Origin of the sequence: Actinomadura verrucosospora, from assembly GCF_039540335.1 — a bacterium.
GTDB classification, from domain to species: domain Bacteria; phylum Actinomycetota; class Actinomycetes; order Streptosporangiales; family Streptosporangiaceae; genus Spirillospora; species Spirillospora verrucosospora.
The window spans coordinates 228,629-253,902 of the sequence record NZ_BAABEV010000008.1; the positions used below are offsets into that span (position 1 = coordinate 228,629).

Here is a 25,274-nt window from a genome sequence, read left to right on the forward strand (position 1 = left end):
CCCCGGCTCAGCCGGCCCCGAGGCCGAGGTGGCGGAGCGCGGCGTCGAGACAGCGGCGGAGGTCGCCGGCGTCCGGGGCCACGGCGGTGAGGAGGACGCCTGGGCCGGCGAGCGGGGTGACGACGCCGTGGGCGCGCGCCGGGACGTCGTCGAGGATCCGCGTGCCGGGCGGAAGGTCTCGGTACGCGGGGTCGATGACGAGGAGCTGGCCGACGGCGCGGTTGCCGGCCAGCACGGCGGGGCCGTCCCAGCCGGGGGCGCCGGGACCGTAGACGGTGTGCTGGTCCAGCAGCGTCCGTCCGCCGTGGCGGACGGTGACGCGGCAGGCCAGCCGTCCTGCCGGCTCGTGTGCGCGGCCGAGGATCTGCTGCTCGCCGAGGACGAGCCGTGCGCCGGGGGCCAGGTCGACGCGGATGCGCTGGCGCAGGTCGCTTCCGGTGGCGGAGATGACGGGTTCGGGCAGCCAGAGCAGTCGCGCGGAGTCCGCCACGCTCAGCGCCACGTCGAGGACGGCGTGTCCGGGCGCCGGTCCGGGCAGTGCGACGGTGGCGGCGGCGGAGATGACGTGCAGGTCGGCGCCCGGCCCGACGACGGCCTCGACGCGCAGGCGGTCGCCGTTGTGCGGGGCGCTCATGGTGTTCAGGAGGCAGACGCGCGCCTGCGGGCCGCGCGGGCGGAGCCGCCGGAGCGCGAACGGGCCGTCGCCGTGGAGCAGCGGCAGATCGGTGAGTCCGTCCGCCGCCTCGGCTCTGAGGCGGGCGGTGGCGTGCAGCCCGAAGGGAGCGGGCGGCGCCGCGGTCATGCCCGGGCCGCGGCCTGCTCGGCGAGGCGGCGGCGGACCCAGTCCGCGATGGGGTCGACGCCGTGGTCGGCCTTGACGCTGGTGAGGACGACGGGCAGGGGGCCGCGCGCGGACCTGGCGTCGCGTTCCATGGCGCCGAGGTCCGCGCCGACGTGCGGGGCGAGGTCCGTCTTGTTGATGACCAGGAGGTCGGCGGCGGTGACGCCGGGGCCGCCCTTGCGGGGGATGTCGTCGCCGCCCGCGACGTCGATGAGGAAGATCTGGTGGTCGACCAGGCCCTTGGAGAAGGTGGCGGTGAGGTTGTCGCCGCCGGATTCGATCAGGACGAGGTCGAGGGAGCCGATCCGTTCCTGGAGGTCGTCGACGGCTTCGAGGTTGGCGGAGATGTCGTCGCGGATGGCGGTGTGCGGGCAGGCGCCGGTCTCGACGGCGGTGATCCGTTCGGGGGGCAGCACCGCCTGGCGCAGCAGGGCCTCGGCGTCTTCGCGGGTGTAGATGTCGTTGGTCACCACCGCGATGGACAGGGTGTCGCGCAGCCGCCTGCACAGGGCGGCGACGGTGGCGGTCTTGCCGGAGCCCACCGGGCCGCCCAGGCCGATGCGCAGCGGGCGCGGGCGGTCGCCGGAGCGGGCCGCGGCGGGGGGAATGATGTCGTCGATGACCGGGTCGGTGCGGTGCAGGTGCATGGTGCTCTCCGGGTGTGGCGGTCTTCAGCTGGCGAACAGGCGTACCGGCCAGGCCGCGTGCTGTTCGGCGGTGATGTCCAGGAGCGGCGCGGACGCGGCGGGCAGCGCGTCCACCCCGTCCACCGGCAGGCGCGCGGCATGGCGGGCGGCCTCCGCGGCGACGTCCTCCATGTCGCCGGCGAGGCGGGCGGCGACGGCGGCGGCCTGGAAGGGGTCCAGGCCGAGGAGGCGTACCGCGGCGGTCACCGGCGCGCTGACGCTGTCGTAAGCGGCGGCCTGGGCGGCGTTCCGCGGCGTCAGCCCGGCCGTGCGCGCGGCGACGCCGAGCACGACGGGCTGGTGCGCGCCGCCGGGACGCGCGGCTGCCAGGTGCTCCAGTTCGGGGCTGGGCCAGACGGCGCGGACGGCGCGCGTCAGCTGCCGTCCCAGCCTGCGCGCCGCCCGGCGCAGCGCCGGGGCGGGTGTGCGGGCGTCGGCGGCGTCGTCCAGGACCAGCGGGTCGTGTCCGGCCGCCGCGGCGGCGGCCAGCGAGGCCGCGACCAGGCCGGCGGTGGCCAGCCGCCCGCGGCAGAAGTCCTCCAGGGTCGCGGCGTCGCGGACGCGTCCGGCGGTGACGGCGGCCTCGGCGCCTCCGGAGTGCGCGTGGCCTCCGGAGGGGAAACGCCCGTCACCGAGGATCAGAAGCGACACGGGGCTCAACGTGGCTCCAAGGGGTGGGGACCGGTCAGAACAGGAAGTACCGCTGGGCCATGGGCAGTTCGGTCCGGTAGGCCGGCGTGACCGCGTCCTCGCCGACCTCCACGTTGACGTCCCGGCTCCGGTCGTCCTGCTCGGCCGCTCCCCCGCTGCCGTCGATCACCACGGTGAAGCTGTCGGGGTCGACCTCGATGCGCGGGAGGGCGTCGTTCTCGCGCATGTCGGCCTTGGTCAGCCCCCGGGTGCCGGTGATGGTCTCGAAGGGCTTGCGGAGGCCGGGCACGCCTCCGGCGAACCGTTCGGTGACGAAGGTGACCGAGTTGCCGCCCGGGGCCTGCCCGAGGGCGCCGAACATGCGGCGGGGAAGCACCGGCTGCGGGGTCGGGACGGCGGCGTTGGCGTCCCCGACCTGCGCGCAGGCGATCTGCCCGCCCTTGATCACCAGGTAGGGCTTGACGCCGAAGAACGCCGGCTCCCACAGGACCAGGTCGGCGAGCTTGCCGGTCTCCACCGAGCCGACCCGGTGGGCGATGCCCTGGGCGACGGCGGGGTTGATGGTGTACTTGGCGACGTAGCGGCGGGCCCGCAGGTTGTCTGCGGCCCCGTCGCCGTCCAGCGGGCCGCGCTGCCGCTTCATCACGTGCGCGGTCTGCCAGGTCCGCAGGACCATCTCGCCGATGCGCCCCATCGCCTGGGCGTCGGAGGACATGATGGAGATGGCGCCCATGTCGTGCAGGACGTCCTCGGCCGCCATCGTCGACGGCCGGATCCGCGACTCGGCGAAGGCCAGGTCCTCCGTGACCTTCGGGTTGAGGTGATGGCAGACCATCAGCATGTCGATGTGCTCGGTGACGGTGTTGACCGTCAGCGGCCGGGTGGGGTTGGTGGACGCGGGCAGCACGTTGCGCCGGGACGCCATCTCGATCATGTCCGGGGCGTGTCCGCCGCCCGCTCCCTCCACGTGGAAGGCGTGGATGCAGCGGCCCGCGATGGCCTCCAGCGTGCTCTCCAGGGAACCGGCCTCGTTGAGGGTGTCGGCGTGGATGGCCAGCTGCGCGCCCGACTCCTCGCAGACCCGCAGGCAGGCGTCGATGACGGCGGGGGTGGCGCCCCAGTCCTCGTGCACCTTGAACCCGATGACCCCCGCGCCGAGCTGGTCCCGCATGGAGTCCGCGGACATCGTCGCGCCCTGGCCGAGCAGCCCGATGTTGACGGCCGAGCCGTCCAGCGCCTCCAGCAGGGAGGTGATGTGCCAGGAGCCCGACGTGACGGTGGTGGCCTTGCTCCCCTCGGCGGGCCCCGTACCGCCGCCGATGAGCGTCGTCACGCCCGAGCCGAGCGCCTCGTCGAGCTGCTCGGGGCAGATGAAGTGGACGTGGGTGTCCACCCCGCCCGCGGTGAGGATCTTGCCGTTGCCGGCGATGATCTCGGTCTCCGGGCCGATCACGATGTCGGTGGCGACCGCGTGGCCGTCGTGGCGCCGGTTCATGGTCTCGGGGTTGTACGCCTTGCCCAGGGCGACGATGTCACCGTCGCGCAGCGCGACGTCCGCCTTGACGACGCCCCAGTGGTCCAGGACCACCGCCCCGGTGATCACCGTGTCGGGGGCGCCTTCGGCGCGCGACACCCGGGACTGGCCCATCGACTCGCGGATCACCTTGCCGCCGCCGAACACCACCTCGTCACCGCTGTGCCCCGGGCCGCCCGCCCAGTCCTCGTCGATCTCGATCCACAGGTCGGTGTCGGCGAGCCGGATCCGGTCGCCCGCGGTGGGCCCGTACAGGTCGGCGTACTCCGCGCGCTCCAGCCGGGGACGGCACACCTCGGGCTCAGTCACGCAGCTCGCCTCCGACCATCCCGCGAAGCCCCATGACCTTGCGCTCTCCCTGCAGCGGAACCAGATCGACCTCGACCCGGCAGGCGGTCTCAAAGCGCCGCGACTTGCCCGCGGGTATGTTCAGGCGCTTGCCGTACGCGCACTCCCGGTCGGGTTCCGCCTCCGCCGCCACCGGTACCGGCCGGATCTCCAGCGCCGGGTTCACCTCGTAGAAGTGGTAGTGCGAGCCGACCTGCACCGCGCGGTCGCCGGTGTTGCGGACCTCCACCCTCGTCACCGGCAGCCCGTCGTTGATCCCCACGGGCTCCGCCTGCTCGGGGTGCGCGACCTGCCCGGGCGCGGTGACGTCGGGCCGCGCCGGGATGGGGTCGGTGATGGTCACCAGCTTGGTGCCGTCCGGGAAGGTCGCCTCCACCTGGATCATCTCGATCATCTCGGGCACGCCCTGCATCACCTCGCGGCGCGTGAGCACGCCCCGCCCCGAGGCCATCAGTTCGCGGACGGTCCTGCCGTCCCTGGCCCCTTCGAGCACGTGCGCGGTCAGCAGCGCCACCGTTTCGGGATAGTTCAGCCGGAGCCCACGAGCCCGGCGCCCGGCCGCCACCCCGGCGGCCACATGGATCATCAGGCGCTCCTGCTCGTGCGGGGTCAGATGCACAGCTTCCTCCTCAAGGTCGTCCGGGCTCCCCGCGACCGCGCCGCCCAACGGCGCGGCTCACAGACGGCGGGAAGACGGCCGAGCGCTTCCGGGGTCGCACCGCCGGACGCGGCGACTCTCCGGAGTTGAAGTGTCACTTAGGGTGATTTGGTCCGGAAGGGTTCGCTCGGCCACTCTGGACTCACCGTCCCGAGAGGCAACATTGGCCGGCGGCCCATGCCGAGGGCGCGATCGGGCTTCTGGACCGGCCGAGGCGCGCAGCGGATCCTCCTCCGCAGTATCCGTGGACCTTCCGGATCGCCTGCCACATGTGGACATCGGTCTGGCTGCGGTATCCGACAGGCCGAAACTCCTTCGACGCCTCCGTCAGCAGGGCGCCGTCATTTCGAAGGCGAGGAGAAATTTCGAGGGTCACTATTTACCTCGGAACGTTCCACTAACAGGCCGATCAGAGGCGGATCGCAAGCCGCCCTCCGGCCGCACCGTCGCGCCACCGCGCGCATTCTCGCAGGTCATCTGTCCGACACCCGCCAGAACAGCAGGTCACAGACGAGTTTGCCTACCACGGACGATTACCGGGTCCGCCGCGAATCGAAAAGCAGGGCGCCCCTGCTCCGCAAGGCCGTCGGCGGCAGATCCCGTGCAGTGCAAAGGCGTTAGACAAACCACCTCTATCTGGATCATGATGATCATGTGCCGTGACCACTCGGGTCCACGGCGGAAAGGCCCGGCTGATCAACAGCTGGGCAAAGCCAACTCACACCGGGAGGCAACCCTATGCAGCGCATGGACAGCGCAAGGGTCGCTCCGCATGACAACGGCGGCGCCAGGCCGCTCACCACTCACGCCGATCCGGCGGAGACCGACTTCACTGACGCCAGCTCTCCCCTCGCCATGGTGCGGGAGCGGTTGCGTCACGTCTTCTGGATCGGCGGCGGCAGCGGCGGCGGGAAGACGACCACCGCCCGGCGCCTCGCCGACCAGGGTGAGGTGTACCTGTACGACACGGACGCGACCATGCCCGCCCACGCCCGTCGCATGCCCGTGGAGCAGGCCCCCTACCTGCGGGGCTTCGCGGCCATGAGCATGGACCAGCGGTGGGTGACCAGGACCCCTCAGGCGATGCTCGACACCTTCCACTGGTACCAGGGGGAGGGGTTCGACGAGATCGTCAAGGATCTCCTGGAACTTCCCGACGACCGGCCAGTGATCGCCGAGGGCTTCCGGCTGCTGCCGGACCTCGTCCTGCCACTGCTGGCAAGGAAGGACCAGGCGGTGTGGCTGCTGCCCACGCCAGAGTTCCGCACGTCGGTGTTCGAGCACCGCGGCGGCCTGGAGTGGGGATTCATCGCCAAGACCAGTGACCCGGCGCAGGCGCTGGAGAAGCTCCTCCAGCGCGACGCGATGTTCACCCAACGGATCGCCGACCAGGTCGAGCATCTGGGCCTGCACGGGCTCCAGGTGGACTCCACGGTCACCGAGGAGAAGCTGGCGCGGCAAGTCTCCGCGTTGTTCGGCCTCAACTGAGAGGCCGAGCGCCGCGAGGACAAGGTGTTTCGTGACGCCTGAAGCACAGGCGGTCGGGCGGCTCGACGCCGCCCGACCGAACCGCAGGACTCCACCGGTCGAACCACGGCCGGCGGGGTGCTGTCCGGGCGGCGCGTCCACGGACGCGCCGCCCAACACGCAGGGCCCGGCACCCACTGCCGGGCCCTGTTCCCTCCCACCGCTGATGGCGGCTCAGAGGCCGTCACACAGGCTCGGTCACCACCCTGAACGCCGCTTGATCTCCGCAATCAGACCAGCGAACTGGGCTGCGGTCATAGACACGTGACCGCCGTCCGGGTCCTTCGAGTCGCGGACGCCGATACGGGCCCCGGCGGCCAAACGCCCCAGCTCAACGCAGTCTTCGTCGTTAACACCACTGCTACGGGTGCTCTTGCGCCATTGGACGTTCATGTGACCTGCTCCAAGTACCGCTCGACCAGAGCGCGCGAGGCGTCCTCAGAAAGAGCCTTCGCACCGATACGATCGAATCTAGCCCAGAGATCCCTCACCTCGCTTGGACCTTCGATCAGTCGCCCGCCGTATTGAGCGCCAGCGAACGCCACATCCCGGCGTTCCAAGCTGATGATCTGGAAAGCACCGTCGAACCCTTCGTGGGCTCCCGCAGCCGGTTGGACGAAGCGGATGATGACCTGAGGTAGGTCCATCATCCCGCGCAGGTGTGCGAGCTGAGCCTTCATGATCTCTGGGCCCCCCACGCAGGTACGAAGCACGTCCTCTTCTAGGATCAGATAAAAGAACGGCGGCTTCTCCCGGTCGAGCAGGACCTGCTGGCGAGCCAAACGCCTGGCAACAGTGTCATCGGCATCATCCGGTGCGCCTGCCATGGCAAGGGCACGCATGTAGTCCTCAGTTTGAAACGGTCTTGGAATCGACTTGCCGTGGTAGGCCCTGAACGCGGCTGCCTGCTCCTCGAATGGAACCAGCTGACGCCCCCAATCGGGATCGTGAGTGTTTCGGGCATACCACAGCAAGAGTTGCAATAGCCTCCCTGTGCCATATTGCTCGTCCAGTCTCGCAAGTTGGTCCTCTTGTGGCCGTTGTCGGCCAGCCTCGATATTCGAAACAGTTGATCGAGCAACGCCAATGATCTTGCCGCACTGGCTGAGGGAGAGCCCTGCCCTCTCGCGCAGAAACCGCAGATAGAACGCAAGAAAATGCCACAGAGAGATCTTGGGCTCAAGGGGGTCGCGAACCATGGTCACGGGAACTCCTGTTTCGTCTCCGTTCACTAACACGAAACACTAGGCCGCTACAGCCATCCTTGCCCTAGAGAATCCGAAACTCGGACGAGGGTGAGGCGGTCATGACGACGGCGACCGGGGATCTGATCATTTCCTTGGCGGGATCGGCGGCGGCGGTGGGGCTGGCGCGGACGCTGGCGGGGGCACGCTTTCACAAATGGGGCTATTCGCATGTTCTCGACGACGCATTGCTGATCGTCTCCGAACTCGTCACGAACGCGGTGGACCGGACGCCGCACGCGGAGCTGCGGCTCCAGGTCAGCAGGGACGCGCACGGGGTCATCGTCGCGGTGTGGGACGGAGCCTCCGACCTCCCCGAAGCCCGGCCGAAGGTCGAGCTCACCCTCGACGGCCTCGACCTGTCCGAGGAGGCGTTCGACGACAACGGCGGGTGGGGGCTGCACATCGTCCAGGCCCTGTCCGCCGCGTGCGGGGCGATGCGCGACCCCTGCGGCGGCAAGTGGGTCTGGGCCCGAATCATCCCCTAGGAGTAAATGGCACAGAATCTCGATAAATGCGCATTTCGACACCCCGCCCACGGGCGGAAACGGCGGGTTGCGTTCATGGAGGTGTTCGGGTGAGGCTGTTCCGAAACCCCGCCACGACCGTGTTCGGGTGGGTTCATGAAAGTGATCAGTACCGCGGAAGTGCCCGTGGCGGAGCGATTCGCTTTCTGGCACGAGGTCACCTCGAAAGTCTGGGGCCCCTGCGAACTGCACTGCGAACCGCACCTGGAGAGCCGTTTCCAGGCCCGTCTCTGCATCAGTGAATTCGGGCCCGTGCAGGCGTCCTTGATGACCGCCACGCCGTACTCGGTGGAGCGCACCCCCAAGCTGATCCGTCAGTCCGATCCCGGGGCCTTCATTTTGGTGTGCACCGTGCGCGGGCACGGCGTGATGGCGCAAGACGGTCGGCGGGCGGAGTTCGGTCCCGGGGACCTGGTGCTGGCCGACACCTCGCGGCCCTACCGGGCGGAGTTATCGCCGGACGTTCCCCGCGGGCAGGTGCTGGTCCTGTGCCTTCCTCGCTCGCTGCTGCCGTTCCCGCATCGGGATCTGCGGCGGCTGGCCGGGGTCCGACTCCGGAGGGATCAGGGTGTGGGGGCGCTGTCGTCGCAGTTCCTGCTGCAACTGGCCCGGCACATGCATGAACTCGGGCCGTCCGACACCGCCCGGCTGTCCACCCTCACGCTGGACGTCTTCACCGCGGCGCTCGCCACCGCGTTGGACGCCCCGGACGTGGTGCCGCCCCAGGCGAGGCGGCATGTGCTGATGGCCCAGATCTTCAGCTTCATCCGCCGGAACCTGGCCGACCCGCACCTGACGCCGGACGCGATCGCCACGGCTCATCACATCTCGCTGCGCTACCTCCACAAGCTCTTCCATGAGGAGGGGCACACCGTCGCCGGCTGGATCCGCGAGCGCCGCCTGGAGCGCTGCCTGCGCGACCTCGCCGATCCCCGGCTGGCCGACCGTCCGATCAACGCGATCGCGGCCCGGTGGGGATTCGGCAGCGCCGCGCACTTCAGCCAGGTGTTCCGCGGAGCCTACGGCCTCTCCCCCGGCCAGTTCCGCCGGCAGTGCGCTCAGGCGACAGGCGAGTGCGCGCACACGTAACGACAGGCCAGGTCAGCGGCCTGCACCCTCAATCGTGAAACCACGCGAGGCCCGGACGCTCCCTGCAAGATCCGACCTCCCCGCTCCGCATCGCTCCTGCAAGAGGCACGACCTCGCGGCACACGAGAAAGGTTGTCCTCTGATGGCACCACGAACACTGCGCAAGGCGCTCGGGCTGGTGATCTGCCTGACGGTGCTCCTCGCCGGCAGCGGCGCCGCCTACGCCGCCGGTCCCGGCGGCGGGTCCGTCCGGGCCGACGGCAAGCGGGTCGCCCCCGCTGCGGCGCCGGTCCAGCAGGACCACGGCAACGACAACGCGTCGGTCGTCGGCGTCCCGTACTGCGCCAACATCTACGTGAGCGCCGACTGCTGGACGTGGATCAACACGACCAGCGGCACGCCGTGCCCGACCGGCCACTTCTGCCTCTACACCAACGTCCTGGCCGCCGAGGGAGGCAAGGTCTTCTCCCTCTTCCACTGCCGTCGCGGCGGAGCGGACTGGGCGCTGCGGGCGTGGAACGGCACCGGCCTCTACGACAACTCCAACACCGGCGGAGCGCACGCCTTCATCAAGGGCATCGCGCACAACGTGCTCGTCAACGTCCCTCCGGGCACCGACGGCACGTACGACTTCAGGCCGGCGTACTACGTCCAGGCCTGCTGACCTGACGGTCCTCGAACCCAGGGGAACAGCACGCCGCGTCCCGTCGCCGTCCGGCGGCGGGACGTGGTCGCGCCGGTAAGGGGCATACTGGCGGCTGCGGAGGGCGGCGGAACAATGATCATCAAGGTGGATCGCGGCAGCGTGGCGGCGGGCGACGACGTCCGGCCCCATGCCCGGAGCATCGACGTGCCGCCCGGGACCCCGTTGGGCGACGTGGTCGCGGGGCTCCTGGAGGGGCATTTCCTCGCCGTGATCGCCGGTGGGCGGGCGACGTGGATCCTCGTGGCCGGCCGCCCGCTGGCGGTCGTGGCGCAGCAGTGGGACGAGCCGCGCTACCTCGTGGACGCCTCGCAGCCGATCAGCGCGTTCGGCGACGACGGGGGCCGGGTCTCGCTCATGTTCCGCTACTGGCAGCAGCACGACCCCGACCACGTCTTCGCCGAACTCGCCGCCGGCCGCGAACCCGAGCGGTAGGGCCCTCAAGAGGGGCGCGACGGCGCCGCCTCGTACGCTCCTCCCAGCCGCGCGCCGCCTCGCTCGTTCCGAAGCGTAAGTCCCACTCGTCGGCGGCGGGCGGGACGGTGACCCTGTCCCCTCGTTTGGGGCTCATGGGATGACTTCCACCGGACCGAAGTCACCGCTGGTGGGCCGCACCGCTTCCTCGTGCTGCTCGGGGTCCGCCTTGATGCGCGCGGTGGCACGCCACCCGGCGACCACCTCGTTGAGGGACGTGTCGAGGTCGAGCTCCGCCGCGTCCGAGAGGGCCTCGACGAGCTCCACGGTGAAGGCGCGGACCTCCTCGGTGCTGAGGTGACGCACCCACGGGAACACGTCCGGCATGGCGAGCAGAAGCTCCTCAGGGGTCGAGGGAGTCGACTTCGGCGGAGGTGGCGCCGCCGGAGAGTCGCGGGTAGCCGGGGCCTCGGTCGAAGAACGGGACGGGGCCGCGTTCCGCGCGGAGGCGCGCTCGGAGGGTCTCGGTCGCCTCGGCGTCCACGGCGCCGCCGGTGAGGACGACGCCGTAGTCGTCGCGGGCGCCGGCCGGGGAGACCTTGCCGTCGCGGACGTCGGCGGCGACGCGGGACGGGTCGCGGTTCAGGGGGTCGCCCCAGCCGCCCCCGCCGGTGGTGCGGATGCGGATGACCTGCCCGGCGCGGACGGGACGGTCGTCGACGAGGCCGTCCATCTCCTCGCCGTCGATGTCGACGCGGAACGGGCGCCCCGCGCGTCCGCCGTTGACGCCCCAGCACGACAGGATGGAGCGGTCGGCGATCGACATGTAGTGGGCGTCGCGGAGCATCCGGATGTGCTTGTCGTAGCCGAGGCCGCCGCGGTGCTCCCCCGGCCCGCCCGAGTCGACGGCGAGGCCGAGGCGCTCGACGACGAACGGCCAGCGGGCCTCGGCGAACTCGGCGGGGATGTTGCGGGAGTCGGGCACGACGTGGATGGTGTCCTCGCCGTCGGCGTAGGAGCGGCCGCCGGAGCCGCCGCCGAGCACCTCCCGCATCAGGTAGGGGCCCCGGTCGTCCTCGCCGTAGACGCCGGTGTAGCGGATCGTCTCCTGGTCGGCGGGCATCCGGCCGCCCGTCGCCTTGGCCAGCACGCCCGCGAGGACGCCGAGGAGCCGCAGGATGACGAACGTGCGGGCGTTGGTCGGGGCGGGGAACACGGGTGTGAGCAGGGTGCCCTTCTCCGGGAACCGCATCTCGATGAGCGGCACCACGCCCTCGTTGACGTCGAGCTCGGCGGCCCGCTCCGGGGTGTCGGCGAGGTTGCGCAGGACGGGCGCCAGCCACTTCTTCAGGAACACGCCGCCCGAGTAGTCACCGGCGTGGTTGATGGGCCCCTTGGCCTGCGGGGACGTCCCGGTGAAGTCGATGACGAGCGGGACGGCGGCCGCCTTGTCGACCGTCAGCGTGATGCGCTGGGCGTGCAGGCGGGGCGGGTCGACGCCGTCGTGCTCGGCGTAGTCCTCCCACACGAACGTCCCGTCCGGGATCTTGGTGAGCAGCTCGCGGCGGAACGTCTCGGTGGTCCGGTCGATGATCGCGTCGAAGCAGGCCTCGACGTCGGCGCGGCCGTAGCGGGCGAACAGCTCGCCGAGGCGGCGGGCGCCCATCAGGCAGGCCGAGCACTCGGCGTCCAGGTCGCCGGCGAGCGAGTCGGGCATCCGCGAGTTGCGGGTCATGATGGTCAGCGCCGCCCGGTTCGGCACGCCCCGGTCCCACAGCTTGATCGGCGGGACCATCAGGCCCTCCTCGAACGCGCTGCGGGCGTGGCTCGGCATCGACCCCGGGACGGCGCCGCCGATGTCGTCGTGGTGGCCGAACGCCTGGACGAACGCGACCACCTCGTCGCCGTGGAACACCGGGACCGTCACGCACAGGTCGGGCAGGTGCCCGATGCCGCCCTCGGACAGGTAGACGTCGTTGTGGAAGAAGACGTCGCCGGGCCGCATCTCGTCCGGCGGGAAGTCGCGGGCGACCGGCTGGACGAGCGCCGAGTAGGACCGTCCGGTCAGCTTGCGCAGGCGGCGGTCGTGGATCCCGGCGCGGAAGTCGTGCGCGTCGCGGATCATCGGGGAGCGGGCGGTGCGGGCGATGGCCGTCTCGACCTCGCGCTCCACCGAGGCGAGCGTCCCCTCGACGATCTCCAGCAGGATCGGGTCGGGCGCGGGGCCGGTCATCGGGTCACCACCAGGTTGCCGTGGCCGTCGAGGGCCGCCGTGAAGCCGGGATGCAGCGGGAGCGTCGAGCCGAACTCCTCGATGACGGCCGGGCCCTCGACGGTGTCGCCGGGCGCGAGTTTCTCGCGCCGGTAGACGGCCGCCTCCTCCCACGCGTCGAAGTGGACGGCCCGGGTGCCGGTGCGGGCCCGCGACGGGTCGCCGTCGCCGGGCGGACGCTCGGCCGGGCGCGGCCGTTCGATGGGGCCGATGCCGGAGACCCGCAGGTTGACCCATTCGACGGGATGGCGCGGGTCGTCCCGGTAGCAGTACCCGTAGAGGGCCTCGTGCGCGTCGTGGAAGCGGCGGACGACCTCGGCGCGCAGCCCCTCGTCCGGCGGCCCGGCGGGGGCGGCGACCCGCACCTCGAACGCCTGGCCGTAGTAGCGCAGGTCGGCGGAGCGGGCGAAGCGGCGGCGGTCCTCGGGGAACCCCTCGCGCGCCAGGGCCTCGGCGGCCTCGGATTCGAGGTCGGCGTAGACGCCGGCGAGGAGCGCGGGGTCGAGCTCGGCGTCGCGGACGACGCGGGTCCGGACGTAGTCGTTCTTCACGTCCACGGTGAGCAGCCCGAAGGCCGACAGGTTGCCGGGGTTCTCCGGGACGACCGCGGCGGGCAGGCCGAGGACGTCCAGCAGCCGGCACGCCAGCAGGGGCCCGGAGCCGCCGAACGCGACGAGCGGGTAGTCGCGCACGTCCAGGCCGCGCTTCACGGTGATCTGCCGGATGGCGTTGGCCTGGTTCCACGCGGAGATCTCCAGGATCCCGGCCGCGGCCCGCTCCACGGAGAGGCCGAGGTCCGCGGCGAGGGCCTCCAGGCCCCGGCGGGCGGCGTCCACGTCCAGGGGCACCTCGCCGCCCAGCAGGTGCGGCGGGATGCGGCCGAGGACGGCGTGCGCGTCGGTCACCGTGACCTCGGCGCCGCCGCGCCCGTAGCACAGCGGCCCGGGGTCGGCCCCGGCGCTGCGCGGCCCGACCTTCAGCGCGCCGTCGGGCGAGCGCCACGCGACCGACCCGCCGCCCGCCCCGACGGTCACGATGTCGATCATCGGGATCTTGACGGGGTGGCGGCCGATGGACCCCTCGGTGGTGAGGGTGGGCTCGCCGTCCAGGACGACCGCGACGTCGGTGGACGTCCCGCCGCCGTCCAGCGTCACCACCGAGCCGCGGCCGCTGCGCGCGACCACGAACGCCGCGCCGAGCGCCCCGGCCGCCGGGCCGGACAGAACGGTCGTGATCGGCTGCCGCGCCACCTCCTCCGCCGACAGGACGCCGCCGTTGCTCTTCATCACCAGCAGCCGGGCCGCGACGCGCTCGGCGATCCGCGCGAGGTAGCCGTTCATCGCGGGCTTGACGGCGGCGTCGACGAGCGTCGTCACCGACCGCTCGTACTCGCGGTACTCGCGCAGCACCTCGGACGACAGCGACACGACCGCGTCCGGGTGCTCCCGGGCCAGCACGTCCCGCATCGCCAGCTCGTGGGACGGGTCGGCGTAGGAGTGCAGGAAGCACACCCCGATCGCGAGGACGCCCTGGTCGCGGAACCAGCGGGCCGCCGCGACGGCCGACTCCTCGTCGAACGGGCGCAGCTCGGCGCCGGTGTGGTCGAGCCGCCCGCCGACCGCCCGCACCCGGTGCGCGGGGACGATCCGCGGCGGCTTCACCCAGAAGTAGCTGTTGCCGTAGCCGTCCGGGACGCTCTGCCTGGCGATCTCCAGGATCGACTCGAAGCCCTCGGTGGTGACGAGCCCGAGGTCGTCGATCCGGTCCTCCAGCAGGCGGTTCGTGGCGACCGTCGTGCCGTGCGACAGCGCCGCCACGTCCGCCGGCTCCGCGCCGGTCAGCCGCAGGATCTTCGCGACGCCGTCGGCGAACCCCTCGGCCGGGTCGGCGGGCGTCGAGGGCGTCTTGGTGGTGACGAGCGCCCCGTCGCCGTCCAGCGCGACGACGTCGGTGAACGTCCCGCCCGTGTCGATGCCGATCCTCAGCCGCCTCACCATGCACAGAGGTCTACCGGACGCCGGCCACCTGCGAAACCGTCGCAACCTGCCAATGGAGGCGTCGTTCTTTCGTGACCGGCGTGCGGATAGGCTGAGCAGCTCTGTCCTGTCCGCACATCTGACGACCGCTGGAGCCCGTTCATGGCGCTTGAACGCCCCGAGATCGACTTTCCCGAGGGCCAGCCGCCCGCGTACCTCGACATCACCGACATCACCGAGGGCGACGGCCCGGAGGCCGTCAAGGGCTCGCGTGTGTCGATGCACTACGTCGGCGTGTCGTGGTCGACCGGCGAGGAGTTCGACGCGTCGTGGAACCGCGGCGGCACGTTCGACTTCGAGCTCGGCTCCGGCCGCGTCATCAAGGGCTGGGACATGGGCATCGTCGGGATGAAGGTCGGCGGCCGGCGCAAGCTGGTCATCCCGCCGCACCTGGCCTACGGCGACCGCAGCCCGAGCCCCGCCATCAAGCCCGGCGAGACGCTCATCTTCGTCGTCGACCTGGTCGGCGTCAGCTAGCGGCTTCCGGCGGCGGGTGCCCCGGGCGATCTCGCCCGGGGCGCCCGCCGTCGCCGTTTCCGGAGGGCGGGTCAGCGGGAGCGGCGGCCGATGAGGTAGCCGACCGCGACGCCCGCGAGGGCGACCGCTCCGCCGGTTCCGAACGCGACGGCCATCGGGAGCCACTCCGGGGAGGGAGGCGCGGCCGCGGCGCGTCCCGGATACACGGTCCCGGCGGCGGACGGGGCCGGCCGAGCCGCGGGAACCGGCTCCGCGGCCGGGGCCGGGCCTGGGCTCGGGCTCGGGGCCAGGGCCGTGAGGTCGCGTTCGACGGCGGAGAAGAACTCGCCCGCGGTGCGCTTGGCGACGCTGCCGAGCATCCGCTGCCCGACGCCGCCGACCATCCCGCCGACGACCGCGTCCGCGTCGTAGTCGATGCGGGTCGCGCCGTCGCCGTCCGACAGCCGGACGCGGACCGTGGCGTCCACCGTGCCGGGCGCGCCCTGGCCGCGGGCGCGCAGGACGAACGAGCGCGGCGGGTCGGGGTCGGCCAGCTCGACCTGCCCCACGTAGGTGCCCTGGATCGACGCGACGCCCGCGGTGACCGTCATGCGGTAGGTGCCGTCCCCCGTCTCCTCCAGGGAGCGGCACCCGGGGATCGTCCTCGCCAGCACGGCCGGATCCTGGAGCGCGTCCCAGACGCGGTCGAGCGGCGCGGCGACGCTGGCACTGCCGGTGAGCTGCATGACCCGACTTTAGAGAACCCCGCGGCCTCCCCGAACGGCAACTTCTGCCGAGTACACGCCGAGGATTGGGCAGATGCACCCCCGGGGCCGCTGGGAATGGTCAGATATGTCCGCCAGGTTCCGCGCGGGTGCGAACCCCGCTCGCCGCTCGCGCGTCAACCGATGCGGACCCACTGCACGCCCCTGAGAGCTGCAGACCCCCCGACCGAACGGAGTACGCGGCCGATGCCAGGGAAGACGCCCGTGATCGCCATGGTCGCCGCCGGAGTGTTCGGCGTGGCGGCGGGCGGCTGGCCCGTCGTGGCCGCCCGGCTGGGCGGCGAGTCCGGCCCGTCCATGCGGACGCAGCTCGCCTCCGTGCTCGACGACCAGCAGTGGGCGACGCCCAGGCCCGGGTCCTGGACGGCGCCGCAGCCCGCCGCGAACGGCCTGCCGCCCGTCATCAGGAGCATCCAGACGCAGGACCGCGTCGTCTTCCTGACCATCGACGACGGCTACACCTACGACTCGGAGTTCGTGAACCTCGTCCGCAAGGAGAAGGTCCCCATCCTGACGTTCCTGACCTCCACCTACATCAAGGGGCAGGGGCAGTACTTCTGGGCGTTGCGCAACGCGGGCTCGCAGATGGAGAACCACACCGTCACGCACCCCAACATGGCGACGCTGAGCGCCGAGGCGCAGAAGAAGCAGATCTGCGACTCCTCCGAGGCCATCACGAAGCAGTACGGGCGCCGGCCGCAGATCTTCCGTCCGCCGTTCGGGAGCTACAACCAGACCACCCTCCAGGTGGCCAAGGAATGCGGCATCAAGTCGGTGCTGCTCTGGTCGGCGGAGTTCTACAACGGCACCTCCGGGCCCGGAGTCGGCTACAACGGCTTCGCGCGCGGCGACGGCGGCAAGGGGTTCAAGCCCGGCGACATCGTCCTCATGCACTACCGCAAGGGGCTCGCCCAGGAGTTCCAGATGATCCTCGGCTGGATCAGGCAGGCCGGCTTCCGGCCCGCCGCCGTGCAGAACTACCTGCCGCGCTCGCTCGGCGGAAATGCCCCCGACCAGCCGTCCCACGCCTGAAAGGGACCTTCCCGGAGGAAACCCGGTTGAGCCGGAGGGCCGGGCGGACTGTGCCTAAGGTCAACACGCTGGCGGGGCCGAGGTCCCCTGCTTTCCCGAGCCGGCCCCGCCAGCCTCGCCCCCGCCCGGCGCCCGGGAGACGCCCCGACCGCGCGCCGCCTCAGACGGCGCCGGCGCCCTCGCGGACGCGCAGCGACGGGTCGTCCGCGGCGCGCAGCCGGAGCGTGTACAGGTCGTCGGGCGACAGCGGCATCGCGTCCACCCGGATCCCCTCCGCGTCCTCGACCGCCGACGCGATCACCGCCGACACGGGGATGACGCCCGCCTCCCCCGCACCCTTGATGCCGAGCGGGTTCAGCGGCGACGGCGTCTCCAGATGGTCGGTCTCGATGCGCGGGATCTCCGTCGCGTACGGCATCAGGAAGTCCATGAACGAGGCGTTGAGCAGCTGCCCCGACTCGTCGTACACCATCCGCTCGTACAGCGCGCCGCCGACGCCCTGCGCGACGCCGCCGTGGATCTGGCCCTCGACCACCATCGGGTTGACGAGCCGCCCGCAGTCGTGCACGACCGCGTACCGCAGGATCGCGACCTCGGCGGTGTCCGGGTCGACCTCCACGATCGCGGCGTGCGCGCCCGAGGCGAACGTCGAGCGCACCGGCGAGTAGTAGTCGCGGCCCTCCAGGCCGGGCTCGTCCCCGGCCGCGACGGGCGGCTCGGTGACCGGGCGCCCCACCGCGAACTGCGTCGCCGCCGCGGCCTCCTCGTCGAACGCGTACCGCAGCGGGTTGGACAGCACCGCCACCGTCCGCAGCGGGACGGCCGCGGACCGGTCGCCGCGCACGTGCACGACCCCGTCGGTGATCTCCAGGTCGTCCGGGTCGGCCTCCAGGGCCTCCCCCGCGATGCGCAGGGCCTTGCCGCGGACCTTCCGGCACGCCAGCGCGATCGCGTTGCCGCTCATCACCGCCGCGCGGGACGCGAACGTCCCGACCGCGTACCCGAACCGCCGCGTGTCGCCCGTCGTGACGTGGACGTCCTCGATGGGGACGCCCAGCTCGGCGGCGGCGATCTGCGCGAACACGGTCTCGTGGCCCTGGCCCTGCGAGGTGAGCCCGGTCGACACGTGCACCCGCCCCGCGGTGTCGATCTCGACGTGCCCGCCCTCGTAGGGGCCGACGCCCGTGCCCTCCACGTAGACGCCGAGGCCGATGCCGAGGCGGCGGCCGCGGGACGCGGCGGCGGCGCGCTCGGCCTCGAAGCCGTCCCAGCCGATCAGTTCGCGGACCTTGCGGAGCAGCTCGGGGTAGTCGCCCGAGTCGTAGATCAGCGGGCGGCCGTCCTGGAACGTCAGGCCCTGGTCGTAGGGGAACTCGTCCGGCTGGATGACGTTGGCCGCGCGCACGTCGGCGCGGTCGAGGCCGAGGTGGCGGGCGATGCGGTCCATCGTCCGCTCCATGCAGAACACCCCCTGCGGGCGGCCCGCGCCCCGGTACGGGGTGACGATGAGGGTGTTGGTGTAGAGGCTGACGACCTCCGCCCGGTACGCGCCGATCTTGTAGGGGCCGAGGAGCTGGGTGGAGGTGACGATCGGGATGATGATCCCGTACGGGGTGTAGGCGCCGTGGTCGTGCAGGATCCGCACGTCCAGGCCGAGGACACGGCCCTCGCCGTCGAAGCCGACCCGCACGTCCTGGAGCTGCCCGCGCTCGTGCGCGGCGGAGACGAAGTGCTCGCGGCGGTCCTCGGTCCACTTGATCTCGCGGTCCAGCAGCCGCGCCGCCCACGGCACGAGGACCTCCTCGGGCCACGGGTGGACGATCTTCACGCCGAAGCCGCCGCCGACGTCCGGCGCGATCACCTCGACCTTGCCGTTCGGCAGCCCGAGCCGCGCCGCGATCGCCGCCCGCACGCTGGTGGACGCCTGAGTGGAGGAGTACACGCGCAGCGAGCCGTCGTCGGCGTCCCACCGGGCGTAGACGCCGCGGCCCTCCAGGGGCATGGACGCGCTGCGCTCGATGGAGAGCCGGAACTCCAGCACGTGCGGCGCCGCGCCGATCGCGGCGGCGGCGTCGCCGTTCTCCTGGACCAGGACGGCGCCCACGTTGCCGGGCACGTCGTCGTGGACCAGGTGCTCGGCGCGCTCCGCGTTCTCGATGCCGACGACGGGCGGCAGGGGCTCGTACTCGACGCGGATGCGTTCGACGGCGTCCTCGGCCAGGTAGCGGTCGCGGGCCACGACCATCGCCACGGGCTCGCCGACGTGCCGGACGACGTCGCGGGCCAGCGGGTACCCGGTGCGGCCGTGGGTCAGGGCGGGGTGCGGGATGAGCAGCGGCAGCGGGTCCCCGACCTTGCCGGGCAGGTCCTCCCACGTGTAGACGGCGACCAGCCCGTCGACGTCGAGCGCCCCCGACACGTCGATGTCGGCGATCCGGGCGTGCGCGTGGGGGGAGCGCACGAACGCCGCCGCGAGCGCGTCCCGCCCGAGGTCGTCGAGGTAGCGGCCGCGCCCGGTGAGGAGCCTCGCGTCCTCGCGCCGCTCGACCGGCTCACCGAAGACCCTGGTGCCCATTCACGACTCCTCGGCTGTCTCGTTGCGGGGGGACGACCCCCCGCGCCCCCCGGAACCGCCGGGTTCGTCGCGGGGGGACGGCCCCCCGCTCCCCTCGGCCCCGCTGAGCAGGTCGGCGGCGCGGTGCACCGACTTGACGATGTTCTGGTAGCCGGTGCAGCGGCACAGGTTCCCGGAGATCCCCTCCAGGACCTGGTCGTCCGTCGGGCGCGGCGTCTCCCGGAGCAGCGCCGTGACGGTGCAGAGGAAGCCGGGCGTGCAGAACCCGCACTGCAGCCCGTGGCACTCGCGGAACGCGCGCTGCACCGGCGACGGCGTCCCGTCCGGCGCGGCGAGCCCCTCGACGGTGGTGACCTCGTGGCCCGCGGCGGTGACGGCGAGCATCAGGCACGAGCGCACCGGCTCCCCGTCCAGCAGGACGGTGCAGCACCCGCACACGCCGTGCTCGCAGCCGACGTGCGTGCCGGTGAGCCCGAGGTCGTGCCGGAGCAGGTCCGACAGCAGCCGACGCGCCGGGACGCGGGCCGTGCGGTGCGTCCCGTTGACGGTCAGCGCGACCTCGAAGCCCTCGGCCATCAGTCCTCCGCCCTCCGCAGCGCCTCGGCGGCGGCCGCGTTCAGGGCGCGCTCGGCGAGCACGCCGGTCAGGTGGCGCCGGTACGCGGCGCCCGCGTGGATGTCGGGTTCGGGATCGATCCGCTCGCGGACGTGCGCGGCGGCCGCCGCCCAGTCACCGCGGGGACCCGCGGCTCCGGTCAGGTCGAGGACGAGCGGCGTCGGCGCGATGCCGAGGAACCCGGCCCGGGCGGAGGCGACCCGCAGGTCCTCGTCGAGGCCGACGACGGCGGCGACGCCGCTCAGCGCGTAGTCGCCGTGCCGCCGCGCCGTCTCGGCGAACGCGGTGCCGGTGCGGGGCGGCGCGGCCGGGAAGAACGCCGAGACGGCCAGCTCGCCGGGCTCCAGCGCCGATTCCAGGGGCCCGCGGAAGAACGCGGCGGCCGGGATGGTGCGGCGCCCCCGCACCGACGCCGCCTCGACCGTCCCGCCGAGGACGGCCAGCACCGCGGGCATCTCGGCGGCGGGGTCGGCGTGCGCGAGGCTGCCGACGACCGTCCCCCGGTTGCGGATCACCGGGTGCGCGACGTGCCGGAGCGCCCGGCCGAGCAGCGGCTGCACGGCCGCCGCCTCCGCCGAGCGCTCCACCCGCGCGTGCCGGGCGAGCGCGCCGACCCGCACGCCCTGGTCGCCGACGTGCAGCGTGTCCAGCTCCGCGACGCGGTTGACGTCGACGAGGTCGGACGGCGCGGCCAGCCGCATGTTCAGCAGCGGGATGAGGCTCTGCCCGCCCGCGAGCACCTTCCCGCCGGGCGCGGCGGCCAGCGCGTCCAGGGCCTCGCCGAGCGTGCCCGGCGCGTGGTACCCGAACGGAGGCGGCTTCACCGCGCGGTCCCGTCAGCTCGCATCTCGGTCAGCTCGCATCCCCGTCAGCTCGCATCGCCCTTCGGTTCACCCGGTTCGGGCGGCTCGCGCCGGGAGTGCCGGACGGGGCCGCCGATCTCCTGCTCCGCCGGGGCGATGACGCCGCCGCCGGTGTCCTCCGGCCGGCGCAGCACGTTCAGGACGTGGTAGCCGACCAGGACGGCGATGGTACCGAGCGCGATGCCCTGGAGCGGGAAGTCGTCGGTGACCCGGAGTGTCACGTTCCCGATCGCCAGGATGATCGCGGCCGCCACCGGGACGAGGTTGACCGGGTCGCCGAAGTCGACCCGGTTCTCGATCCAGATCTTCGCGCCGAGCAGCCCGATCATCCCGTAGAGCACGACGGTGATGCCGCCGAGGACGCCGCCCGGCGTCGCGGCGACGAGGGCCCCGAACTTCGGGCACAGCCCGAACAGGATCGCCACGACGGCGGCGACGAGATAGGCGGCCGTCGAGTAGATCCGGGTCGCGGCCATGACGCCGATGTTCTCGGCGTAGGTGGTGGTGGGCGAGCCGCCCACGGCGGTGGCGAGGGCGGTGCCGACGCCGTCCGCGGCGATGGCCCGGCCGAGGACCGGGTCGAGGTCGTCGCCGGTCATCGCGGCGACGGCCTTGACGTGCCCGGTGTTCTCCGCGATCAGGGCGATGACGGCGGGGAGCGCGAGCAGGATCGCCGAGGTCTTGAAGTCGGGGGCGTGCAGGTCGGGGAAGCCGAACCAGTCGGCGGCCCTGACGCCCGTGAAGCTCACCCGCTCGTGCGGGAACGCGGTGGCGACGCAGTAGGGGCCCTCGGCCGCGCACGGCTTGCCCGACCCGTCCAGCAGGTTCTGCCCCGGCAGCACGGAGGTGATCTTGCCCGCGGTGGCGTCGAGGAGCCACGACAGGACGAAGCCGAACACCAGCGCCAGCAGGATCGTGATCCGCGCCCAGAACCCCCGCAGCAGCACCGCGCAGAGCACCGCGAACGTCAGCGTCGCCAGCGCCGCCCACTGGTCCTGGGGCCAGTACACGGTGGCGACGACCGGGGCCAGGTTGAACCCGATCAGCATCACCACGGCGCCCGTGACCACCGGCGGGAACACCCGGTGGATGACCTCGCCGCCCACGACGTGGATGAGCACGCCGACCACCGCGAGCACCAGGCCCGCGACGAGGATCGCCCCGGTGACGGTGGCGCTGTCGCCGCCCGCCGCGCGGATCGCCGCGACCGCGCCGACGAACGAGGCGCTCGTGCCGAGGTAGCTCGGCACCCGGCCGCCCACGATCAGCAGGAACAGGATCGTCGCGATCCCGGACATCATGATCGCGAGGTTGGGGTCCAGGCCCATCACGAGCGGGAACACGAACGTGGCCCCGAACATCGCGACCACGTGCTGGGCGCCGATGCCCGCGGTCCGCGGCCACGACAGCCGCTCGTCCGGGCGGACGACCTCCCCGGGGGGCGGGGTCCGCCCGTCCCCGTGCAGCTTCCAGCCGATCATCATCGGGGGGCCTCCTGCTCAGCCGGCCGCGTTCCCGCGGGCCTGTCATGCGGGCAAGGTAGATCTACCCTGTTGGGCGGGCATCGGCGACTTCTGCCAAACCCCGCGCCCAGGATTGGGAGGACCGGCCGGTGCGCCGGCGGGCCGATCCGGGCACGGACCTCCGGGCGCTCCGGTGCGGCGTCCCGGGGTCGCCGGAACGCCGCCGCTACCCTCAGATACCTCGCATGCGCAGGACGTGAAGGGCGAGGGTGAGGTTGAGTCGCAGATGGGCGTCCTCGGTGAAGGCTCCGAGCATCCTTTCCAGCTTCCCGATGCGGTACCGCAGCGTGTTGTAGTGGAAGTGCAGCCGGCGCGCCGTCTCGGCGACGTTGAGGTTCGTCTCCAGCAGCACCTGGAGGGTGCGGCGCAGGTCCACCAGCTCCGGCTCGTCGTCGGCGGCGAGGTCGCCCAGCGTCTCGCGGACGAACGCGTGCAGCTCCTCGGGGTCGGAGACGAGGCTCAGCAGCCGGTAGACGCCGAGCTGGTCGAAGTGCGCCCGCGCGCCCGCGCCGTTGAGCTGGCGCCCGACCCGCACCGCCTTCACCGCCTGCTCGTAGGCCTCGGGCAGCGCGGCCGGCGACGCCACCGTCCGGCTGATGCCGGTGGAGAACGTCCGCCGCACCGGCAGGTGCTCGGCGAAGATCGACGAGGCCTCCTTGACCATCGCCTGGACCGGGCCGGCCGTCCACTCGGCGGGGTCGTCGCCCTCGGCGCCGACGATCGCCACGACCTCGTGGGCGAAGCTCGCGACGGCCGCGCCCCGGTCGTGCCGCCGGACGGCGGCCGTCCACGCGGCGGCGAGCCGCTCCTGCGCGGCCCGCTCCTCGGCGCCGCGCACGCCGCGCGGGCCGTCGGGCTCGGCCGCCTTGCCGCGGCCCTTCCCCTCGCCCTCCGGGGAGACCGCGCCGCGCGGGCGCCCGTCCAGCTCGGCGACGACCACCATCATCGGGCGGTCCAGGTCCCAGCCGAACCCGCCGCAGTGCGCGACGATCCGGTCGTCGCCGCCCGCGCGCCCCGCGAGGATGTCGCGCAGGAAGTCGGCGCGGTACTTGCTCTCCACGGCCGCGACGGCCTGCTGTTTCGTCACCACGAGCGCGGCGACGGTCGCGGCGCGCTCCAGGATGCCGAGGTCGGTGCCGCGCAGGGTGCCGCCGGGGCTGAACGCGACGATCCGGCCGTGGTCGAAGCCGCCCGCCATCACGGGCACGACCAGGTGGTCTCCGGTGCCGTGCGCGCCGATGATGCCGCAGCCGCCGCGGCCGCACGCCGCGTGCCGGCCCGCGTCGAAGGCCCGCATCGCCTGGACGTGCTCGTCGGGGCCGGCGCCCGCGAGCACCCGCTGCTCGCCGTCCAGCACGACGACCGCCACGTCCAGCAGCGTCGCGACCTCGTCCACGACCTCCTGGAGGCCGCCGCCGCACAGCACGATCTGCACGAGCGCCCGGTGCACCTCCTCGGTGCGGGCGAGGACGGCCGCCTGCCGGTTCAGGATGTCGGTCAGCACCTGGTTCAGGATGTCGTCGAAGCCGACGTCGTTCGGGAGCAGGATCAGGGGGAAGCCGCGCCGGTCCGCCTGCGCGATCATCTCGGCGGGCAGCGAGTCCAGGTAGCGGCCGAGCTTGATGGCCAGCGCGGCCAGGCCGCGCTCGTCCAGGTCGGACACCAGGTTGTCGAGCGACTGGGGGGTGTTGCGGAGGGGGTAGCCGGTGGTCAGCAGCAGTTCGTTCGGTTTGACCCACGACAGGATGTCGGGGACCTCCATCACGTTCAGCCGCTGGACGACGCGTTCGAGTCCGGCTCGTCCGGCGATGAGGCGGGCGCCGTTCAGGGTGCTGACGCCGAGGACCTCGCCGACCGACAGGCCGTAGGTCAGGGTTCCGGTACTCGCGAGCCTGAGGGCCGGTGGGCCCGGGTCCGCAGTGGTGTAACTCATGCCAGGGGTCACCTCGCCTTTTGGTGCGTACATCGCCCGTAACGGCGTGATCGCTACCGATTCCTGATCAACACTGACAACAAAGACGAACGATGACAACCATCCTTGGCAGAATTATCCATACGTCCGATGCCGGGCCCGTTCTACCGTCATGCCGGAGGCCGGGCCGCCCGCACGCCGTGCGGCCGCCGACCCCGGCCTCGGGAGGATCCGTGACCGCTCTCGTCCGCGACCCGATCCGGCTCCCGGCCCGTCCCCGCCCCCAGGGCCGGCCCCCCGCCGCCGGCGCCGCGAGCCTCGCGCTGCGGCCGCTGCTCGACCCGCCGCGCCGCCCCGCCCGCGTCATCGCGGTGTTCCCGGCCGCGCTGTACCTGGAGATGCGGGGAGGCCCCGAGCCGCGCGTGCTCGCCGTCGTCACCTCCGACGCCGGACGCCTGCCCAACGCGGTGGTGATGGTCGCCACCCGCCGCGAGCACCCGTTCCGGTCCGTCCGCGAGGGCGCGGACGCGTTCGTCGGCGACGGCCGGATCGAGGCGGAGGGCCTCACCGTGCGCGTGCGCCGCTGGTGGGATCCCTCCCCCGCGCTCGGCGGGCTGCGGCCGGACGCGCTGGCCCGGGGCGTGCGCGCCCTGGAGGCCGAACTGACCGCGGCGGGCGCCCTCACCGCCGCCGGGCCGTCGGGCGGCGGCCTCGCCGGGCACCCCGACCCCGACGCGCTCGCCGCGGCCTGCGCCGCCGGCGTGGCGGCGGCCGCGGTGGAGGCGGCCGAGCTGGTGATGGGCCTCGGCCCCGGGCTGACGCCCACCGGCGACGACATCCTGTGCGGCCTGCTGGTCGCGCTGCGGCTGGTCGGCGGCGCCGTCCGGCACGGCGGGGCGGTGCGGCTGGCCGACTGGCTCGGCGCGGCCGTCACCGCCGACGCGGGCACCCGCACGACCGCGCTGGCCGCGACGCTACTGCAC

At 72.7% G+C, this 25,274-nt stretch carries 24 protein-coding genes; 8 read left to right on the top strand and 16 right to left on the bottom strand.

Annotation, left to right across the window (positions count from 1 at the left end; translation table 11 throughout):
- Positions 1 to 7: 7 nt before the first annotated feature.
- The 5 genes from ABD944_RS12620 to ABD944_RS12640 are packed head-to-tail and all read right to left on the bottom strand — an operon-like array spanning position 8 to position 4,679.
- Positions 8 to 802: an urease accessory protein UreD gene (locus ABD944_RS12620; RefSeq protein ID WP_345175568.1), complete on the bottom strand. Its 795-nt coding sequence runs from the start codon at positions 800 to 802 to the stop codon at positions 8 to 10.
- Positions 799 to 1,488: an urease accessory protein UreG gene (ureG, locus tag ABD944_RS12625; protein WP_345175569.1), complete on the bottom strand. Its 690-nt coding sequence runs from the start codon at positions 1,486 to 1,488 to the stop codon at positions 799 to 801. The genes ABD944_RS12620 and ureG overlap by 4 nt, the downstream gene beginning before the upstream one ends.
- A gap of 24 nt (positions 1,489 to 1,512) precedes the next feature.
- A complete protein-coding gene (locus ABD944_RS12630; RefSeq protein ID WP_345175572.1) occupies positions 1,513 to 2,178 on the bottom strand; it encodes an urease accessory protein UreF in 666 nt (221 codons plus the stop codon).
- A 34-nt stretch (positions 2,179 to 2,212) separates the two neighbouring features.
- Positions 2,213 to 4,021, bottom strand: coding sequence for an urease subunit alpha (locus tag ABD944_RS12635; protein WP_345175573.1), 1,809 nt, complete (start codon positions 4,019 to 4,021; stop codon positions 2,213 to 2,215).
- A complete protein-coding gene (locus ABD944_RS12640; protein ID WP_345175575.1) occupies positions 4,014 to 4,679 on the bottom strand; it encodes an urease subunit gamma in 666 nt (221 codons plus the stop codon). Before ABD944_RS12640 ends, ABD944_RS12635 begins: the two co-directional genes overlap by 8 nt.
- Positions 4,680 to 5,465: 786 nt before the next feature.
- Here ABD944_RS12640 and ABD944_RS12645 point away from each other — a divergent pair.
- Positions 5,466 to 6,206: a hypothetical protein gene (locus ABD944_RS12645; RefSeq protein WP_345175577.1), complete on the top strand. Its 741-nt coding sequence runs from the start codon at positions 5,466 to 5,468 to the stop codon at positions 6,204 to 6,206.
- A gap of 237 nt (positions 6,207 to 6,443) precedes the next feature.
- On the opposite strand, the gene ABD944_RS12650 is transcribed toward ABD944_RS12645, so the two are convergent.
- Both ABD944_RS12650 and ABD944_RS12655 read right to left on the bottom strand, forming a co-directional pair.
- A complete protein-coding gene (locus ABD944_RS12650; RefSeq protein ID WP_345175579.1) occupies positions 6,444 to 6,638 on the bottom strand; it encodes a DUF397 domain-containing protein in 195 nt (64 codons plus the stop codon).
- Positions 6,635 to 7,444 (bottom strand): helix-turn-helix domain-containing protein, encoded by an 810-nt coding sequence (locus ABD944_RS12655; RefSeq protein WP_345175631.1) that lies wholly within the window; start codon positions 7,442 to 7,444, stop codon positions 6,635 to 6,637. Before ABD944_RS12655 ends, ABD944_RS12650 begins: the two co-directional genes overlap by 4 nt.
- A gap of 107 nt (positions 7,445 to 7,551) precedes the next feature.
- Here ABD944_RS12655 and ABD944_RS12660 point away from each other — a divergent pair, with 107 nt between their 5' ends.
- The 4 genes from ABD944_RS12660 to ABD944_RS12675 all read left to right on the top strand — a co-directional run bounded on the left by ABD944_RS12660 (position 7,552) and on the right by ABD944_RS12675 (position 10,243).
- Positions 7,552 to 7,977, top strand: coding sequence for an ATP-binding protein (locus ABD944_RS12660; protein WP_345175580.1), 426 nt, complete (start codon positions 7,552 to 7,554; stop codon positions 7,975 to 7,977).
- A 159-nt stretch (positions 7,978 to 8,136) separates the two neighbouring features.
- Complete coding sequence (locus ABD944_RS12665) at positions 8,137 to 9,105, top strand: AraC-like ligand-binding domain-containing protein (protein WP_345175581.1); 969 nt, start codon at positions 8,137 to 8,139, stop codon at positions 9,103 to 9,105.
- Positions 9,106 to 9,247: 142 nt separating this feature from the next.
- Positions 9,248 to 9,769 (top strand): hypothetical protein, encoded by a 522-nt coding sequence (locus ABD944_RS12670; RefSeq protein ID WP_345175583.1) that lies wholly within the window; start codon positions 9,248 to 9,250, stop codon positions 9,767 to 9,769.
- Between the two features lie 126 nt (positions 9,770 to 9,895).
- Positions 9,896 to 10,243, top strand: a complete 348-nt coding sequence (locus ABD944_RS12675; protein WP_345175585.1) for a hypothetical protein — start codon at positions 9,896 to 9,898, stop codon at positions 10,241 to 10,243.
- 132 nt (positions 10,244 to 10,375) lie between these two features.
- On the opposite strand, the gene ABD944_RS12680 is transcribed toward ABD944_RS12675, so the two are convergent.
- From ABD944_RS12680 to ABD944_RS12690, 3 genes are read right to left on the bottom strand one after another with little or no spacing between them, the layout of a single operon-like run.
- Positions 10,376 to 10,609 carry a DUF6247 family protein gene (locus ABD944_RS12680; RefSeq protein WP_345175588.1) on the bottom strand — a complete coding sequence of 78 codons (234 nt, stop codon included), beginning with the start codon at positions 10,607 to 10,609 and terminating at the stop codon, positions 10,376 to 10,378.
- A gap of 16 nt (positions 10,610 to 10,625) precedes the next feature.
- Positions 10,626 to 12,455, bottom strand: coding sequence for a hydantoinase B/oxoprolinase family protein (locus ABD944_RS12685; RefSeq protein ID WP_345175590.1), 1,830 nt, complete (start codon positions 12,453 to 12,455; stop codon positions 10,626 to 10,628).
- Positions 12,452 to 14,491 (bottom strand): hydantoinase/oxoprolinase family protein, encoded by a 2,040-nt coding sequence (locus ABD944_RS12690; protein WP_345175591.1) that lies wholly within the window; start codon positions 14,489 to 14,491, stop codon positions 12,452 to 12,454. Before ABD944_RS12690 ends, ABD944_RS12685 begins: the two co-directional genes overlap by 4 nt.
- A 141-nt stretch (positions 14,492 to 14,632) precedes the next feature.
- On the opposite strand from ABD944_RS12690, the gene ABD944_RS12695 reads away from it, so the two are divergent.
- Positions 14,633 to 15,007 carry an FKBP-type peptidyl-prolyl cis-trans isomerase gene (locus tag ABD944_RS12695; protein ID WP_345175594.1) on the top strand — a complete coding sequence of 125 codons (375 nt, stop codon included), beginning with the start codon at positions 14,633 to 14,635 and terminating at the stop codon, positions 15,005 to 15,007.
- Between the two features lie 71 nt (positions 15,008 to 15,078).
- Here ABD944_RS12695 and ABD944_RS12700 read toward each other — a convergent pair whose 3' ends face one another.
- The gene (locus ABD944_RS12700) at positions 15,079 to 15,732 is read right to left on the bottom strand and encodes an SRPBCC family protein (RefSeq protein ID WP_345175595.1); all 654 of its coding nucleotides are present in this window, start codon (positions 15,730 to 15,732) and stop codon (positions 15,079 to 15,081) included.
- 225 nt (positions 15,733 to 15,957) lie between these two features.
- Here ABD944_RS12700 and ABD944_RS12705 point away from each other — a divergent pair, with 225 nt between their 5' ends.
- A complete protein-coding gene (locus tag ABD944_RS12705; protein ID WP_345175597.1) occupies positions 15,958 to 16,803 on the top strand; it encodes a polysaccharide deacetylase family protein in 846 nt (281 codons plus the stop codon).
- 160 nt (positions 16,804 to 16,963) lie between these two features.
- On the opposite strand, the gene cutA is transcribed toward ABD944_RS12705, so the two are convergent.
- From cutA to ABD944_RS12730, 5 genes are all read right to left on the bottom strand, one after another.
- The gene (cutA, locus tag ABD944_RS12710) at positions 16,964 to 19,378 is read right to left on the bottom strand and encodes an aerobic carbon-monoxide dehydrogenase large subunit (protein WP_345175598.1); all 2,415 of its coding nucleotides are present in this window, start codon (positions 19,376 to 19,378) and stop codon (positions 16,964 to 16,966) included.
- Entirely contained in the window at positions 19,379 to 19,954 is a 576-nt protein-coding gene (locus ABD944_RS12715; protein ID WP_345175600.1) for a (2Fe-2S)-binding protein, read from the bottom strand.
- Positions 19,954 to 20,817, bottom strand: coding sequence for an FAD binding domain-containing protein (locus tag ABD944_RS12720; RefSeq protein ID WP_345175603.1), 864 nt, complete (start codon positions 20,815 to 20,817; stop codon positions 19,954 to 19,956). The genes ABD944_RS12715 and ABD944_RS12720 overlap by 1 nt, the downstream gene beginning before the upstream one ends.
- A gap of 44 nt (positions 20,818 to 20,861) precedes the next feature.
- Positions 20,862 to 22,340 carry a uracil-xanthine permease family protein gene (locus ABD944_RS12725; protein WP_345175605.1) on the bottom strand — a complete coding sequence of 493 codons (1,479 nt, stop codon included), beginning with the start codon at positions 22,338 to 22,340 and terminating at the stop codon, positions 20,862 to 20,864.
- A gap of 211 nt (positions 22,341 to 22,551) precedes the next feature.
- Positions 22,552 to 24,312, bottom strand: coding sequence for a PucR family transcriptional regulator (locus ABD944_RS12730; RefSeq protein WP_345175606.1), 1,761 nt, complete (start codon positions 24,310 to 24,312; stop codon positions 22,552 to 22,554).
- A 212-nt stretch (positions 24,313 to 24,524) separates the two neighbouring features.
- Here ABD944_RS12730 and ABD944_RS12735 point away from each other — a divergent pair.
- On the top strand, positions 24,525 to 25,274 hold a 750-nt coding region (locus ABD944_RS12735), incomplete at its 3' end, for an oxamate carbamoyltransferase subunit AllH family protein (RefSeq protein ID WP_345175607.1).

Coding starts and splice junctions, on each gene's coding strand:
- ABD944_RS12695 (WP_345175594.1), top strand. CDS start 14,633: ATGGCGCTTGAACGCCCCGAGATCGACTTTCCCGAGGGCCAGCCGCCC.
- ABD944_RS12715 (WP_345175600.1), bottom strand. CDS start 19,954: ATGGCCGAGGGCTTCGAGGTCGCGCTGACCGTCAACGGGACGCACCGC.
- ABD944_RS12620 (WP_345175568.1), bottom strand. CDS start 802: ATGACCGCGGCGCCGCCCGCTCCCTTCGGGCTGCACGCCACCGCCCGC.
- ABD944_RS12685 (WP_345175590.1), bottom strand. CDS start 12,455: ATGACCGGCCCCGCGCCCGACCCGATCCTGCTGGAGATCGTCGAGGGG.
- ABD944_RS12670 (WP_345175583.1), top strand. CDS start 9,248: ATGGCACCACGAACACTGCGCAAGGCGCTCGGGCTGGTGATCTGCCTG.
- ABD944_RS12650 (WP_345175579.1), bottom strand. CDS start 6,638: ATGAACGTCCAATGGCGCAAGAGCACCCGTAGCAGTGGTGTTAACGAC.
- ureG (WP_345175569.1), bottom strand. CDS start 1,488: ATGCACCTGCACCGCACCGACCCGGTCATCGACGACATCATTCCCCCC.
- ABD944_RS12725 (WP_345175605.1), bottom strand. CDS start 22,340: ATGATGATCGGCTGGAAGCTGCACGGGGACGGGCGGACCCCGCCCCCC.
- ABD944_RS12730 (WP_345175606.1), bottom strand. CDS start 24,312: ATGAGTTACACCACTGCGGACCCGGGCCCACCGGCCCTCAGGCTCGCG.
- cutA (WP_345175598.1), bottom strand. CDS start 19,378: ATGGGCACCAGGGTCTTCGGTGAGCCGGTCGAGCGGCGCGAGGACGCG.
- ABD944_RS12680 (WP_345175588.1), bottom strand. CDS start 10,609: ATGCCGGACGTGTTCCCGTGGGTGCGTCACCTCAGCACCGAGGAGGTC.
- ABD944_RS12660 (WP_345175580.1), top strand. CDS start 7,552: ATGACGACGGCGACCGGGGATCTGATCATTTCCTTGGCGGGATCGGCG.
- ABD944_RS12700 (WP_345175595.1), bottom strand. CDS start 15,732: ATGCAGCTCACCGGCAGTGCCAGCGTCGCCGCGCCGCTCGACCGCGTC.
- ABD944_RS12645 (WP_345175577.1), top strand. CDS start 5,466: ATGGACAGCGCAAGGGTCGCTCCGCATGACAACGGCGGCGCCAGGCCG.
- ABD944_RS12705 (WP_345175597.1), top strand. CDS start 15,958: ATGCCAGGGAAGACGCCCGTGATCGCCATGGTCGCCGCCGGAGTGTTC.
- ABD944_RS12655 (WP_345175631.1), bottom strand. CDS start 7,444: ATGGTTCGCGACCCCCTTGAGCCCAAGATCTCTCTGTGGCATTTTCTT.
- ABD944_RS12690 (WP_345175591.1), bottom strand. CDS start 14,491: ATGGTGAGGCGGCTGAGGATCGGCATCGACACGGGCGGGACGTTCACC.